The following is a 13,745-nucleotide window of genomic DNA, read 5'->3' on the forward strand; positions in this document are numbered from 1 at the left end:
ACCTTGTATTCTCTTGAGTAAGATTTACGCACTAATTTTGCCTCCAATTGGGCGCCATCATAGCGCCCGATGAAGGTGTCCAAAATCATTAGGCCAGTTCAAGGCCGCTCCCACAAGGATCGCGTCGGGGCCTAGTGTTCAAAGCCCCCAGTGCATCAACGCCAGCACCAACAGCACGAGGAACACGCTTTCGCCCACCATCAGCGCAATGGGTTTGAGACCGACCGAAGCCAGGGCCTTGAGCTGGGTTTTCATACCCAGGGCACTGATCGCCACCACCAGGCAAACACGCGACAGTTCGTTGATGCCGCCTTGAACCGGCGCTGACACCCACCCCGTACTGTTGACGCAGGCCAGCAGCACAAACCCGACCGCGAACCAGGGCAGCAATGGTGGGCGCTGGCCGCCCGCCTCCAGGCCCTGGCGGCGGGTGATCATTGCCGCACAGACAATCACCGGCAGCAACATGGCTACCCGCATCAACTTGACCACAGTGGCGATGTCACCGGTCTCGGTGGACATGCTGTAGCCCGCCCCCACCACCTGCGCCACATCATGGATGGTCGCGCCGAGAAACACCCCAGCCTGTGCTGGCGACAGGTGCAGCCACTGGGCGATCATCGGGTACAGGATCATCGCCAAGGTCGATAACGCCGACACGCCAATCACGGTAAACAGCGTGGCATGCTCCTTGCGCGGGTGCTGTGGCAAGGCGGCCGCCAGCGCGAGCGCCGCGGAGGCACCACAAATGGCCGTGGCACCACCGGTAAGCATGCCGAACAAACGTGAGAAGCCCAGTGTCTTGGCCACCACCACCGAGACCAGGATGGTCACCACTACCAGGGCCACCACCAAGGCCACGGGCTTCCAGCCCAGGCTGGCGATCTGGCTCAAGGTAATACGCATGCCCAGCAGCGCCACGCCCAGGCGCAGTACCGTGCGGGCGGTAAACTCGATACCGGCCTTGCAGGGGCCGTCGACCGCCAGAAAATTCAGGGCCATGCCCAGCAGCAGGGCAAACAGCATGACCGGTGCCGCGTAATGCTCGCTGAGAAAGCTGGCAGCAGCGCCCACGATAAGGCTTACGGCTACCCCTGGCGCCAGCGTGCGGATTCGGTGATTGGCTGCGGTCAGCGTCAATGTGTTCATTGCCCGACCTCCTCGCCGTCAAGCACGATAAAAACCTGCCCATCCTGCTGTTCGACCGGGTAGCTGGTTACTTTCAAGGCTTTTGAATTGAGCAGGTAGCCGCTGGCCAGGTCGAAGCGCAGGCCATGGGCGCAGCACTGGATCACCCGGCCCTCCAGGCGCCCACCGCACAACGACGCGCCCTGGTGCGGGCAGCTGTCATCGATGGCGTACAGCGAATCAGCGACATTGAACAACGCCACGCTGCGGCCTTCGCAGGCCAGCAACACCCGGGCATTGCGCTCCGGCACCTGGTTGGGGGCTAACGCGATACGCCGGCTCATGCTTGCTCCACCACTTGCAGTGCGTCGAGCATGGCCGCAAACAGCGTTTCGGCAGGCTGTACGCCGGCAATCAGCGGCCCCTGGTTGAAGCGGTAGCGCGGCACGGCGCTGCCGGCACGCCCTGCTCCATCAAGGAACGGGCTGCCATCATCACGCAGGCAGTCAATGACCTGGGCGACTTCCAAGCCGCAACCCTGGGCGATGCCGAGCAAGGTGGCACTGTTGCCCAGGTCGCGGCCCTGATGGAAATAGGCAATGAACAGGCGTGCCAGCAAGTCTTCCAGTTGCCGGGCATCGAGCAGGCCACCGGCCCGTTGCACCAGCCGGTGGGCATTGCCGGTGTTGGGCATGCGGCGGATGCGCGAGAAGTCGATATCCTCGCCCACCACAGTGGCGGCGGCACGCACCTGGGCCTGGCGCTCGCGCACCGCCTGCTCGCTGCCCAGGCGTTGCAGGTAGAAGGTGTTGAAAGGCACCCCCTTGGCAGGCAGGCCGGGCAGTAACTGCACACCCCGCCATTGCACATGCACCTGTACCTGAGGCTGCTCACGCTGCAAAAGCAACAGGGCCGCCTGCAGATGCCGCTGGCCAATCAGGCACCAGGGGCAAACGAAATCGAAGAACACCTCGACGGACAACAGCTGTTTCACGGTTTCAACTCCTGGAACGCAGACGGTCCATGTCGCGGTGGTAGTGACGTTTGGCGATAAAGAACACTGCCGCCGCCGCGATGCTGATCAGCGGCACCAGCTGGAGCGCGGCCTGCAGCCCAATCAGGTCAGACACCCGGCCAGTGATCAGCGGCCCGGTGGCCAGCCCCAGCAGGTTGTTGGCCAGGGTCAGGGTGGCGAAGGCCGTGCCATGCACCGAAGCATGGGTAAGGTTGGCGACCATGGCACTGGACGGGCCGTTGGTACCGGCGGCGATCATCATGCCCAGGCAGATCAACACCAGTTGCGCGGTGCCGGCGGGCAGCGCGAAGGCGATGCTCAGCAGTACACAGCTGCCCAGGCAGTAGGCGATGGCCAGGCTGATCTTGCGGTCCGGGCGCTGCCGCCCGAGGCGATCGCAGAGCATGGCGCAAAGGATCATGCCGATACCGCTGCACAGCACGATGACTGCGGCGATCGCCCCGGCGCGGTCGGTGCCCATGGCGTAATAGCGGTTCAGGTAGCTGGGCATCCACACGATCAGGGTGCCACCGACGAACAGCTGCAGGCCGCTGCCGACATAGGCGGCAATAACCGAACGGCTGCTGTACAGGGTACGCAGCGGGCGGCTGGCTTTGTCCTGCCCCTGCTGCGCACATTTAGGGGCAATACGGGTTTCCTTGACGATCAGCGGGTACAGCACCGCCAGCACCAGGCCGAACAGCGCCATGCCGGCAAATGCCCAGCGCCAACCCAGGTGCTGGGCCAGCACACCACCCAGGGCCATGCCCAACACAGAGCCGAACATGCCGCCGGCCATGAACGCACCGGCCAAGGTCGAGCGCATGTCGCGAGGGAATACGGCAACGACCACGGCAATGCCGACGCTGCCGTAGGCGGCTTCGCCGACCCCGACCAGAAAACGCGCAATGAACATTTGCGGGTAGTTTTCGGCCAAGGCGCAACCGAGGGTAGCCAGGCTCCACAGTACCGCCATCAGTACCAGGCTGCGCACCCGGCCGAAGCGGTCGGCCAGTAACGACAGCGGAAAGGTCAGCAGGCCGACCATCAACGCGACGATGCCGCTGAGCAGGCCCAGCTGGCTATCGCTGAGCGCCCATTCGCCCTTGAGCAGCGGAAACACCGCGTTCAGTACCTGGCGCGACATGTAGTCGGAAATCAACAAGCCAAAGGTCAGGGCGAAGACCACCCAGGCATAGCGACGGGGGACGCTGTGGGCGGTGTCGGTGCCGGAATCTTCGGCACTGGCGAGATAGGTGGCCATGTTGCCTCCTTGGGTGTGGGGCTTGGGTTTTGTTCTTGTTGTTATGCACTACTGCAAAAGCTTGCTCGGTCACTGTGGGAGCGGCCTTGCGTCGCGAAAGGGCCGCAAGGCGGCCCCAGAACACAGCGACAGCGCAACAATTGCTGGGGCTGCTTCGCAGCCCTTTCGCGACGCAAGGCCGCTCCCACAAAAACGTCGGGACCGTGCAAGCCTTTGGCTCAGGTACGCTGCGGCACACCCTTCTCACCCGGCTGGCGGTTCGGCGCCATGCCGTTGGCCTTCAGGGTCTGCTCGATGCTGTCGTACTGTTGCCCGATGCGGTAAATGGCACGAGCCTCCTTGCCGCTGGCAATCTCGCGGCCCAGCTCATGGGCCACGCGCACGGTCTGCTTGATCTGCTGCACCGAGGTAAAGCGTTTGCCATGCTGGTCGATGATGGTGTCTTCGTTGCCGCAGCGCGGGTGCAGGCCCATGGCCAGGGCCATGGTGTTGAACGGCAGCACGTTCTTCAGCAGCGATTCGGCGGTCAGGGTGCAGCCGTCCGGTGCGCGATGGATGAAGTTGAAGAAGTTGAACGGGTTAGGGCCGTCGAAGCCGCCGCCAATGCCGATCCAGGTCAGGTTCAGCGGGCCCATGTAGTCACCACGGCGCACGATGCGCTCAAGCGTCTCCAGGGCATGCATGCCGGTCAGCTGGAAGTGCGGCTGGATGTTGCTGGCCTGCAGGCGGCGCAGGTGCTCGCGGACCCAGGCCGGGCCGGCCGGCACGGTCATCTCGCTGTAGGCGGCGTGGATTGCCGGGCTGGCCAGCGAGGTACCTTCCAGGTACTCGGGGTACAACAGCTCCATGATGTTCATCTGGGTGGTGTTGATGGCCACGGTTACCTGGTCGGGGCGCGGCGTCAGTTCGGCGAGCATGTGCCGAGTGTCGTCCGACAGCCATTTGGCCGCCTCGCCTTCGCCTTCTGGGGCGAAAGAAATCGAACCGCCAACCTGGATGATCATGTCTGGCACCGCTTCACGCACCCCGGCGATCAGCTCGTTGAACTTGGACAGGCGTTTGGAGCCTTTGCCGTCCAGCTCACGCACATGCAGGTGCAATACGGTGGCGCCTGCCTCATAGCAGTCGACGGCCTTCTGCACCTGCTCGTCCATGGTCAACGGAATGTCTTCAGGGAAGTCTTCGGGCATCCACTCCGGGCCATAGGGGGCCACGGTGATCACCACCTTTTCCATGTTTTCCGGGTGCAACGAATCGTCGAAGAATTGCATGCTGTAGTCCTCGCTATTGTTATTGTGCGGTTGCCGCCAATGGCGGCGGCAGCCTTAGAACGTGCGGCTGCCCTTGATCCCGGCGCGCTCCATCTTGCGGTGGCACGGCGGGTAATCCATGACGGCGTAGTGTTGGGTGCTGCGGTTGTCCCAGATCGCCACACTGTTGGGCTTCCAGCGCCAGCGCACCTGGTACTCGGGCAGGTAGGCCTGGCTGATCAGGTAACGCAGCAGGTCGCTGGCGCCAGGGTTGGCGTCCTGGCCGAAGCGCACCCGCTGCGGGGTGTGGTAATTGCTGAAATGGGTGGTGAAGGCGTTGACGAACAACACCTGCTCGCCGGTTTCCGGATGGGTGCGCACCACCGGGTGCTCGGCATCGGGGAACTGCGCTTTCAGTGCCAGGCGCTTTTCCAGCGGCATGGCAGCGCCGAAGCTGGCCTCGATGCTGTGGCGAGCGCGCAGGCCTTCGATCTTGGCCTTCACATCACTTGGCAGGTTTTCATAGGCCAGCACCATGTTCGCCCACATCGTATCGCCCCCCACCGGTGGGCATTCCACGCAGCGCAGCACGCAGCCCATGGGCGGCGCTTCGCGCCAGGTGGCGTCGGTGTGCCAGGCATTTTCATAGCGGTCGTTGGGCTGGTCCGGGCGCTTGTAGATCTGCACCAGGCCCGGGTGTTCCGGGTCGCTACCAGCCACCGGGTGGTCTTCCAGCTCGCCGAAGCGGCGGGCGAAAGCCACGTGCTCGGCGCGGCTGAAATGCTGGTCACGCAGGAACAGCACACGGTGCTGGAGCAACTGTTCTCGCAACTGGGTGAACAGGTCGTCGTCGTGGATCGCGTCGGCCAGGTTCACCCCACTCACCTCGGCACCGATCGCGCAGGTCAGTTGTTCGATGTGCATGCTGTTGCCCTCTTCAGATGACGAAGATCGACGAGCCGGTGGTTTTGCGCGCTTCCAGGTCGCGGTGGGCCTGGACGGCGTCCTGCAGGGCGTAATGCTGGTTGATCTCGATGCGGATGCGCCCACTGCTGACGTGGTCGAACAGCTCGCCGGCAAGGTCGGCCTTTTCTGCCGGGTCGGCGATGAAGTCGGCCAAGGCCGGACGGGTAAGCTGCAGCGAGCCCTTGATGGCCAGCAACTGCGGGTCGAACGGCGGGATGGTGCCCGAGGCCGTACCGACGCAAACCATCAGGCCGCGGCGCTTGAGCGAATCGAGCGAGCCCATGAAGGTGTTCTTGCCTACGCTGTCGAATACCACGTTGACCCCCACCCCGCCGGTAAGCTCACGCACGCGTGTGGCCACGTCCTCGACGCTGTAATTGATGATGTGGTTGCAGCCATGGGCACGGGCGACTTCGGCCTTGGCCTCGGTGGACACGGTGCCAATCACGTTCAGCCCCAACAACCGCGCCCATTGCGCGACAATCAGGCCAACCCCGCCAGCAGCGGCATGCAGCAGTACGCTGTCGCCCGCTTTGAAGTCATAGATGCGTCGCATCAGATAGGCCGCGGTGAGGCCACGCATGGTCATGGCGGCGGCGGTCTCGAAGGCGATGGTTTCCGGTAGCTTGATCAGCGCGGCAGCCGGGATCAGACGCTCGGTGCAGTAAGCGCCCAGGGTATTGAGAAAACCGGTGTAGGTAACCCGGTCACCGACCGCCACCTGGGTTACGCCATCTCCCAGTGCCTCTACCACCCCGGCCGCTTCTACGCCAATGCCATTGGGCAGCGGGATCGGGTAAGTGCCGTTGCGGAAGTAGGTGTCGGCATAGTTCAGGCCCACCGCCACCTGACGCAAGCGCACTTGCCCCGGGCCAGGCTCGCCGACCTCAGCGTCTTCATAGCGCAGCACCTCGGGGCCACCGGTCTGATGGAAACGTACGACTTTGGACATGCTTGTCTCTCCAATCATCGATCTGGACGCCAGGCGTCAGTTCTGGGTGATTGGACTGTATGCCCTTGGCGGGTGGGGTGCTTCGCATCGGACGACAGCGGGTTTTCATTTGATGACAGCGCAGCACTCGCCCCGCTGCTGTTCAAACGCAGTTTTTATTCATGAGCTGGCTTGATGCTTATCAACGGGGCGACTAATACTAAAGTCTCTGCCTGGGGAGGCACGAAAAATGGCACCAAGATTCGTTATCGTTCCCGCAGTGCCTATCGAAAAGGAGTCGTTCCACGTCGGTAGCCGCCATTACGCCACGAGCGTTTGTGAGGGGTTCGACATCTACGATAACCAAGCCAAAGAGCGGCTCAAGCCCAGCTACCCGAGCCGGACGGCTGCGCAGGTGCAGTGTGAGCGGATGAACAAGCGGGGGGATGTGGGGTAATCCATTCCAAGGCGCGAGCGCGACGCTGCCTCTGTGGGAGCGGGCGTGCCCGCTCCCACAGAGGGTCAAGTATTGCCAGGCTCGTTCCCTTGCCAACCGGCAATCAAACGCTGGGCGTTCTCTTCGCAGTCCATCCCCTGCGGCTTGTCTTCGATGCCAGCAATAACCGCCAGCAATTGCGCGCGGTTCTGCGCCAGCTGCTGCTGCATCGCTTCAATTTCCGCCACCTTGCGCTTCAGGCTTGCCAGTAACTGGCCGTGGCCGCCCGCCGCCGCAGCGGATGCACTGGTGAGCCTGCGCATCTCATCAAGGCTGAAACCCGCCTGCTGGCCACAGGTAATGATCTCCAGCGCCCGCACCACCTGTTCCGGGTAATCCCGGTAGCCATTGCCCAGGCGCCGAGCGGCAATCAGCCCACTGGCTTCATAAAAGCGGATACGCGATGCGCTGAGCCCCGTGCGTCGCGCCAGTTCACCAATTTTCATCCCGCTGGCATTCCCCTATTGACCTTAAAGTTGACTTTAACCTTAGCCTTCTCCTGAACCTAGCCCACACCTGCATCAACCGATGCGTGGTAGCCTTTTCGGAGATCGCCATGACGCCGTTCCAGCCCCTGCACCTGCCCAATGGCAGTGTCATTCCCAACCGCATCGCCAAAGCCGCAATGGAAGAAAACCTGGCCAACCCGGACCAGACCCCTTCCGACCAACTGCTGCGCCTTTACCAGGCCTGGGCCGAAGGCGGTGCCGGGCTGTTGCTGACCGGCAACGTGATGGTCGACCCCAGCGCCATGACTGGCCCAGGCGGGGTGGTGCTCGACGCCAGGCAACCATTGCAGCGTTTTCGTGACTGGGCCCGCATCGGCCGCGCCCACGGCGCGCAGTTCTGGATGCAGATCAACCACCCTGGGCGGCAGATGCAGGCCAACCTTGGCCAACCTACTGTGGCACCTTCGGCGATTGCCCTGGATATGGGCGGTTTGTCCAAGCTGTTCCCCCTGCCCAAGGCGCTGGATGACGCCGAGATCGCAGCATTGATCCAGCGCTTTGCCCGCACTGCGGCACTGGCTGAACAGGCCGGTTTCAGTGGCGTGCAGATCCATGCCGCCCACGGTTACCTGTTGAGCCAGTTTCTGTCGCCGCTGAGCAACCAGCGCCAGGACCGCTGGGGTGGCAGCCTGGCGAACCGCGCACGGCTGTTGCTGGAGGTGGTAAAGGCCGTGCGCGAAGTGGTCTCGCCCGGTTTCGGTGTGGCCGTGAAGTTGAACTCGGCGGACTTTCAACGCGGCGGCTTTGAACCTGCGGATGCACGCCAGGTGGTACTGTGGCTGAATGAATTGCCGGTGGACCTGGTGGAACTGTCGGGTGGCAGCTATGAGGCACCGGCCATGCAGGGCGACGCCCGCGACGGCCGCACCCTGGCCCGCGAGGCCTACTTCCTGGAGTTTGCCCAGGAAATCGCCGCCATCGCGAAAATGCCGGTGATGGTCACCGGCGGCATCCGTCGCCTGCCGGTGGTCGAGCAGGTACTCGCCAGCGGCGTGGCCATGGCGGGGATAGCTACGGCGCTGGCTGTTGAACCTGCCCTGCCCCGGCGCTGGCAGAATGGCGAGCAGGCGGCAAGCGCTGAACTGCGGCCAATACGCTGGAAGCGCAAAGCGTTTGCCGCACTGGCTTACATGGCCTTGGTGAAGTTGCAGATGCGCCGGCTGGCAGCTGGTAACAAGCCCAAGGCGCAGGCGTCACCGTTGCGGGCCTTGTTGCTGGAACAAGGCTGCACGCTGCTGCGGGTAAGGCAGTACAGGCGTATGATGAAAAATCGAGCGGATTGATGGTGTACCCACCCCTCAACTGCCTTTGCCTGCCCAGGCTTCATCGGCGTCCTCTACCGGAGCACTGCCATGAACAAACGCCTTCATGCACTGATCTTCGCCCTGGCAGCGCTTTCTGCCTGCTCATCCAACTCTACGCTGTACCACGACCAGCCGTTGGTAGCGAAAGTCGACACCGGCATGAGCAAAGACCAGGTCATGCAGATTGGCGGCAAACCCGTTGCCGAGTCCGAGCGCACCGTAGTACCCGGTACCTGCTTCGACTATATGCTCACCAACGCAGGTAACCGGCAACCCTATAGTGTGAGCTTCGACGGCGCCGGCAAGGTAGAAAAGACCGCCTTCATGACCTGCGCCGAGTGGAGCAACGCCCAACACAAAGCCCGCCTGCCGAGCATGGGCGGCTCAAGCGGCTCGGGCTACTGATTCAGTCCAGGCATGCCTTGGCAGCCTGGCGCAGTTTGTCGCCAGACAGGAAGCTGCCCTTGTAGAAGGTCGCGCGGCTGCCATCGTGATACTCGACCACGTCCAGTACATCGTCTGTTGCCACGGCACTGGGGGCTGTGAGCCGGTAGCCGTGGGCAATCGACTTCTGCGTGGCCTGTGGTGCCAGTGCTTGCCACTTGGGCAGCACACAGGCTGCGAATTGCTGCGGCGACTTAGCGGTCAGCTTGCTGGCAGTGGGTTTACCGGGGGTTGCACAGCCAGCCAGGCTGGCAACTAGCATGGATGCGACTAAAATACGAAACGTAGGCATTTGCAATTGGCCATTGAGGATACGCGGCATTCTACCGAGGGTTGCGCCGAGATACTAATCAACCAAGGTCTTGCTGCACCCGCCCCCTCGCACTGAACATGAAGTCAAAACTTGCACGCCAACAAAATGCCACCTAATTGTTTACTACAGCCCTGTAAAAGCACTTTTTTATCGGCGCAAAGGGAACGATTTCATTGGCACAGGCTTCTTATCAGCAACAGGCCGCACTGAATACCAGCCGGGTTCGCTCACCCGCCTAGATCATTGCTCTCTTCATCCAGGAGAAAACCATGGTGTGGTGGTTGGAAATGCTCGCCCAATACGCATCGTCGACGGGCCTTGCCGTGCTTTGTATTTTCATTTTCTGGGCCTGTGGGCTGGCATTTGGCAAGTCATGCATAAAGCTTCTATCCGGGCTGCTTGCGGCCATGCTGCTGTTGATTGCCGCATTCCCCCATGGCGCAGAATTTGCCCTTGGGAAACATCTGCAGCCAGGCGATTCAAGCGCTTTGCTGCTGTTGCTTGCCGATGCGGCGGGCGTCATCACGGCAGTGCTGATCGCCTCGTTTTTCTTCAACCCCGGGCGATTGGTGGACGAAATCTGACCAGCTGTTCAGGTGATCACCTGATATTTCTACCAGTGGCAGAGGAAGGTGAAGGCTGAGAAAGTGGAGCAACCACTAACTCGGCAAGGCACCTCACCCATGAAAAATAACGCCAATAGCACGCGCTTTTTCTATCAGAATGGAAAACTCATCACCCTGCAAACAGCGGATCATTGCCGTAGCATTGTGCGTACAGCAGATGTGCTGCTTGCCGAACAGCAATCGGGCGACGCGCAAACCCATGGATTGCTGGTGACCGATGACAAAGGCTCCGTACTTCAGGTTCAAGTAAAGAGCTGAAGCCACTGGGCCGCTCCGGGACCGTTGAAGCAACTATCAAGGAAAGGCTTTTACCCTATGGAAACGCTTCACAGCATCAAGTCAGACCTGGTCAAAACAGCCGACCACCTGGACCAACTCAGTCAAGCCATGAGCGGGCACGCCAGGTTCATGGAAGCGCGGGGCAGCTTGCAAAGCGAGATTGATGTTACCGCGCACATTAGATCCATCGATGTGGTTGCCGATGAACTGCGCTCTGTGGCTGCAAGGATCGACGACATTGGTTGATGTGAACACCACGGCCATGCTCAAGGATCAGCGCATCCGTCCAACACCCGGATCAGGGCGCAGCCACACCCAAACATGGTGTCAGGGCCTGGCGCCTCGGTACAGCCTGATGGCCATGACATCGAGGGCCAGCACGGCTACCGCAAACACGAGCATGATGCACTGATCTTCTGGAAGCATTGCCGTATCCCCCAAATGCTTATGTTTTCAAGGGTTGAGCAATTACTGTTCCAGCACTCCCTTGCGCCTGCAGCCGCAGGCTTAGTTGAACTTGAGCTTGGCCACTTTGCTCAGCGCCCAACCGCTGAACACATAGAACGCATCCAGATAGAACCGGCCTTCGTAGCTGGGTAGCGGCTGGTGACTCACTATCAGCTCGGGCATGTTGGGCGAAGGCGGAAACAGCGCATAAAAGCCGTTGGGCAACACGGCCAGTGCGACGAGCAGCAAGTAGGTCACGGCGCACAGCATGGTGGCGCGATTGCTGGATTGGTCGGCCCACTTCAGGCCAAAGTAGGTAATCAGGCCGGCGACCGGCAGTACCCAGAAATGCGTCGGGATCCCAATAAACATTTCGGCGACAACGCTTCTTGCTTCCACCCGGCGCTCTCCATTCAAATGGGTGGATTATTGCGGCTGGCGCCGGCAAATGCAAAAAGCCCGCTCTCAACGGCGGGCTTTTTGTGCTTGAGGGTTAGTTGATCATGCTTTCGAGCACATCAGCGCGGCATCCAGCAACCTGCCATGGTCGTACCAGGCATCGCGTTGATAGGCCGTGAACTGGTGCTGGCTTCCTGCGCCGCGCATTTCTACAAGCCCATCTGCCTTGCTCGGGTCGGTGCTTTCAATGAACAGCCTGACTGAGTTATCGCCCTCGACCTGGTAGGTTTTCACATTCCCCGGGAGTTCGCCTTTGACGCACCCCAGATACGCGGGTGGGCTTTTCGCGGTAGTGCCTGAGGTATAGTCATGGCCGTCCCGCACATCGCGGTTTTGTGCGCAACCTGCCATGAACAGTGTGGCAACCGCGGACACCAGTATTGCGCCTGCTAGCGATCTTGAGCTCTTCACGCGACACGCTCCTGCTGCCCCATCGAGAACGTAGGAAAGTGTTGCCCAGCAGCCTGCCCTTTTTTGGTTTTCGTTTGCCCATGTTACTGCTCAACCACAGCCGGGCATTAGCTTTGTTTGCTATATGGGTTTCGGGGTGAACTTCTTGCGCAGTGACAACCTTATTCGGCGTGTTGCCCGGCAATTTTCAGCAGGCCCGCCTGGGCGAGCCGTACCTGGTAATACAGCGCCTTCGCACCGGCCTTGCCACAACCTGCCGCTGCCTTGTCGCCTTGAACCAGGCAGGTGGCCCCAATTGCGTGTATGGCCATACCCACTATCGGGGTCAGGCGATGACCTTCAGAAACACCAAGGTCGCCGCCAAATCCAGGGCCAGCACAGCAGCCACAACGAAAACCATGTAATAGCGGTCATCTTGAGTCATGTCGGCGTTCTCCGCTTGATCAATGCCTCAGGATCACAGCAATTCCCGTTCCAGCCCCCAGGGGCAGCTGACGAACCGGCTTGGCCAGAGCGTCGAGATGAAGCTCTCATCCTCCAATTGCTGGAGATGAATCGCCACTGTAGCTGCTGGGACTACCACGTCTCCCTTATGGACAAAATCCGCCACGACAATTTCCTCACGGTTACAAAGACATACGAGTACTCCATCCCAAACCAAATTGCCGCCATGCGATCCGACCCAATTCAGGGTATGACATGGCCCGCCGGTGGGGCTCAGTTGATGGACTCAAGAAACACCCATGACACCACTACTGTAAGGACCACCACGGCTGCTACCACGAAAGCCATGTAGCGAAAATCGTCCTGGGTCATTACGGCACTCCCCCAAAATTTTCAGTGTTTCAGGACTAGAGCAATTCCCATTCCAACACCATGCCGCATCCGACCACGGAGGGCGGCGCATGCATGGAGAAAGCCATGAACCACATTCCGCCGCGCCCAACTGCAACCAGGGAAATGATCCTCGAATGCTGCAAGCCAATCGCCGAGAAGCTTGAGGCTGACGCCGAGACCCTGGCTCAGTACTACAGCCGCCACATGGAGCCGCCGTTCGCCATAGGGGACAGCATCAAACAGGGCTTGATCACTGGCATCAGCGACTACACGCCGGCCTGCTTTGAAGTGAAGTTAGAGGGCCAATCCGAAACCACCCGGCTCATCATAAAATTCGAAGACGCGAAAGCCGCCTGACCGTCCGGCGCTGCCCGCCAGCGCCTTCCTCCCTCTCAAACGATGAACGCCGACCCGGCGGGGCCAAAGCTGGCTTAATCAGGCCAACTTGAGCGCGCGCAGCAACCGGCGCGCATCGTCGATATTTCGAATATCGATTGCCCAGTGTTCCTCATCTTTGTGTGTTTGATCGTCAAAGCTGGCAAATAGCTTCTTGATCTCCTCCTTTCGATAGATCCGGTCCTTCAGCACGGGCGGGCGAAAATGGAAATTGATCTTCTTCTGGGAGGGCATGAATGAGAAGTACCTTTTCCCATCTTGATAGATGCGAACAGACCGTACTTCCCCCTGATTTTTGACAGTCCACTCGACTGAACGAAGGCAGGTGAAGGCGCCAGCAAGGTAGATGAATGCTTCGCGTACATCCGAGTCCTGGATGTATTCGAAAAACTCGTTCACAAGATCTGAGTCGATGTCGTGCGCAAGCATGTGTCGCTCCTGATCCGGCCCCATGCCGGATTAAACACCCAATACCCCACTTCGACGACTCACGCCACCCCAGTGCTGCCTGCGAGCGCCTTCCCCTATTCATTGATAACGCCGTCCTTTCGAGGCGGCTCATATATGATCGCAAGTCCACTCATTGGCCCGTTATCGTCTTGAAAAAGTAGTAGGCCGCAAATAAAAAGATACCGATAAACGCAAATCTCACAATCTGCCTCAGAACAGT

Annotated in this window: 20 protein-coding genes; 7 read left to right on the top strand and 13 right to left on the bottom strand. The window is 60.6% G+C overall.

From position 1 onward, the window contains the following. Positions 1 to 138: 138 nt before the first annotated feature. The 7 genes from ABE456_RS18900 to ABE456_RS18930 all read right to left on the bottom strand — a co-directional run bounded on the left by ABE456_RS18900 (position 139) and on the right by ABE456_RS18930 (position 6,575). Positions 139 to 1,149 (bottom strand): putative sulfate exporter family transporter, encoded by a 1,011-nt coding sequence (locus ABE456_RS18900; RefSeq protein WP_346645273.1) that lies wholly within the window; start codon positions 1,147 to 1,149, stop codon positions 139 to 141. After that, positions 1,146 to 1,472 carry a Rieske 2Fe-2S domain-containing protein gene (locus tag ABE456_RS18905; RefSeq protein ID WP_346645274.1) on the bottom strand — a complete coding sequence of 109 codons (327 nt, stop codon included), beginning with the start codon at positions 1,470 to 1,472 and terminating at the stop codon, positions 1,146 to 1,148. Before ABE456_RS18905 ends, ABE456_RS18900 begins: the two co-directional genes overlap by 4 nt. After that, positions 1,469 to 2,122, bottom strand: a complete 654-nt coding sequence (locus ABE456_RS18910; protein ID WP_346645275.1) for a DsbA family protein — start codon at positions 2,120 to 2,122, stop codon at positions 1,469 to 1,471. The genes ABE456_RS18905 and ABE456_RS18910 overlap by 4 nt, the downstream gene beginning before the upstream one ends. Before the next feature lie 4 nt (positions 2,123 to 2,126). Further along, entirely contained in the window at positions 2,127 to 3,407 is a 1,281-nt protein-coding gene (locus ABE456_RS18915) for an MFS transporter (RefSeq protein ID WP_346645276.1), read from the bottom strand. A gap of 218 nt (positions 3,408 to 3,625) precedes the next feature. Beyond that, positions 3,626 to 4,678, bottom strand: a complete 1,053-nt coding sequence (locus ABE456_RS18920; protein WP_346645277.1) for a 3-keto-5-aminohexanoate cleavage protein — start codon at positions 4,676 to 4,678, stop codon at positions 3,626 to 3,628. 54 nt (positions 4,679 to 4,732) lie between these two features. Continuing rightward, the gene (locus ABE456_RS18925) at positions 4,733 to 5,581 is read right to left on the bottom strand and encodes a TauD/TfdA family dioxygenase (protein WP_346645278.1); all 849 of its coding nucleotides are present in this window, start codon (positions 5,579 to 5,581) and stop codon (positions 4,733 to 4,735) included. Between the two features lie 13 nt (positions 5,582 to 5,594). Then, complete coding sequence (locus ABE456_RS18930) at positions 5,595 to 6,575, bottom strand: quinone oxidoreductase (protein WP_346645279.1); 981 nt, start codon at positions 6,573 to 6,575, stop codon at positions 5,595 to 5,597. 229 nt (positions 6,576 to 6,804) lie between these two features. Here ABE456_RS18930 and ABE456_RS18935 point away from each other — a divergent pair, with 229 nt between their 5' ends. Further along, a complete protein-coding gene (locus tag ABE456_RS18935; RefSeq protein WP_346645280.1) occupies positions 6,805 to 7,011 on the top strand; it encodes a hypothetical protein in 207 nt (68 codons plus the stop codon). A 65-nt stretch (positions 7,012 to 7,076) separates the two neighbouring features. On the opposite strand, the gene ABE456_RS18940 is transcribed toward ABE456_RS18935, so the two are convergent. Continuing rightward, a complete protein-coding gene (locus ABE456_RS18940; protein ID WP_346645281.1) occupies positions 7,077 to 7,496 on the bottom strand; it encodes a MerR family transcriptional regulator in 420 nt (139 codons plus the stop codon). Positions 7,497 to 7,606: 110 nt separating this feature from the next. Between ABE456_RS18940 and ABE456_RS18945 the strand changes: the two genes are divergently transcribed. Then, entirely contained in the window at positions 7,607 to 8,842 is a 1,236-nt protein-coding gene (locus tag ABE456_RS18945; RefSeq protein WP_346645282.1) for an NADH:flavin oxidoreductase/NADH oxidase family protein, read from the top strand. Positions 8,843 to 8,911: 69 nt separating this feature from the next. After that, positions 8,912 to 9,268 carry an osmotically-inducible lipoprotein OsmE gene (osmE, locus tag ABE456_RS18950; RefSeq protein ID WP_346645283.1) on the top strand — a complete coding sequence of 119 codons (357 nt, stop codon included), beginning with the start codon at positions 8,912 to 8,914 and terminating at the stop codon, positions 9,266 to 9,268. Between the two features lies 1 nt (position 9,269). On the opposite strand, the gene ABE456_RS18955 is transcribed toward osmE, so the two are convergent. Continuing rightward, positions 9,270 to 9,629 (bottom strand): hypothetical protein, encoded by a 360-nt coding sequence (locus ABE456_RS18955; RefSeq protein WP_346645284.1) that lies wholly within the window; start codon positions 9,627 to 9,629, stop codon positions 9,270 to 9,272. Positions 9,630 to 9,889: 260 nt separating this feature from the next. Between ABE456_RS18955 and ABE456_RS18960 the strand changes: the two genes are divergently transcribed. From ABE456_RS18960 to ABE456_RS18970, 3 genes are all read left to right on the top strand, one after another. Further along, on the top strand, positions 9,890 to 10,204 hold the full coding sequence (locus tag ABE456_RS18960) for a hypothetical protein (protein WP_346645285.1): 315 nt from the start codon (positions 9,890 to 9,892) through the stop codon (positions 10,202 to 10,204). 99 nt (positions 10,205 to 10,303) lie between these two features. After that, complete coding sequence (locus tag ABE456_RS18965; RefSeq protein ID WP_346645286.1) at positions 10,304 to 10,504, top strand: hypothetical protein; 201 nt, start codon at positions 10,304 to 10,306, stop codon at positions 10,502 to 10,504. A 57-nt stretch (positions 10,505 to 10,561) separates the two neighbouring features. Further along, positions 10,562 to 10,771: a hypothetical protein gene (locus ABE456_RS18970; protein WP_346645287.1), complete on the top strand. Its 210-nt coding sequence runs from the start codon at positions 10,562 to 10,564 to the stop codon at positions 10,769 to 10,771. A 261-nt stretch (positions 10,772 to 11,032) separates the two neighbouring features. Here the strand turns inward: ABE456_RS18970 and ABE456_RS18975 are convergent, their stop codons facing one another. From ABE456_RS18975 to ABE456_RS18985, 3 genes are all read right to left on the bottom strand, one after another. Further along, the gene (locus ABE456_RS18975; RefSeq protein ID WP_346645288.1) at positions 11,033 to 11,344 is read right to left on the bottom strand and encodes a hypothetical protein; all 312 of its coding nucleotides are present in this window, start codon (positions 11,342 to 11,344) and stop codon (positions 11,033 to 11,035) included. A 129-nt stretch (positions 11,345 to 11,473) separates the two neighbouring features. Continuing rightward, positions 11,474 to 11,842, bottom strand: coding sequence for a hypothetical protein (locus tag ABE456_RS18980; RefSeq protein ID WP_346645289.1), 369 nt, complete (start codon positions 11,840 to 11,842; stop codon positions 11,474 to 11,476). Between the two features lie 161 nt (positions 11,843 to 12,003). Further along, positions 12,004 to 12,153: a hypothetical protein gene (locus ABE456_RS18985; protein WP_346645290.1), complete on the bottom strand. Its 150-nt coding sequence runs from the start codon at positions 12,151 to 12,153 to the stop codon at positions 12,004 to 12,006. A gap of 610 nt (positions 12,154 to 12,763) precedes the next feature. Between ABE456_RS18985 and ABE456_RS18990 the strand changes: the two genes are divergently transcribed. Next, positions 12,764 to 13,036: a hypothetical protein gene (locus tag ABE456_RS18990; RefSeq protein ID WP_346645291.1), complete on the top strand. Its 273-nt coding sequence runs from the start codon at positions 12,764 to 12,766 to the stop codon at positions 13,034 to 13,036. A gap of 78 nt (positions 13,037 to 13,114) precedes the next feature. Here the strand turns inward: ABE456_RS18990 and ABE456_RS18995 are convergent, their stop codons facing one another. Further along, entirely contained in the window at positions 13,115 to 13,504 is a 390-nt protein-coding gene (locus tag ABE456_RS18995; RefSeq protein ID WP_346645292.1) for a hypothetical protein, read from the bottom strand. Positions 13,505 to 13,745 lie beyond the last annotated feature (241 nt).

The organism is Pseudomonas sp. TWI929, from assembly GCF_039673335.1.
Lineage (GTDB): Bacteria > Pseudomonadota > Gammaproteobacteria > Pseudomonadales > Pseudomonadaceae > Aquipseudomonas.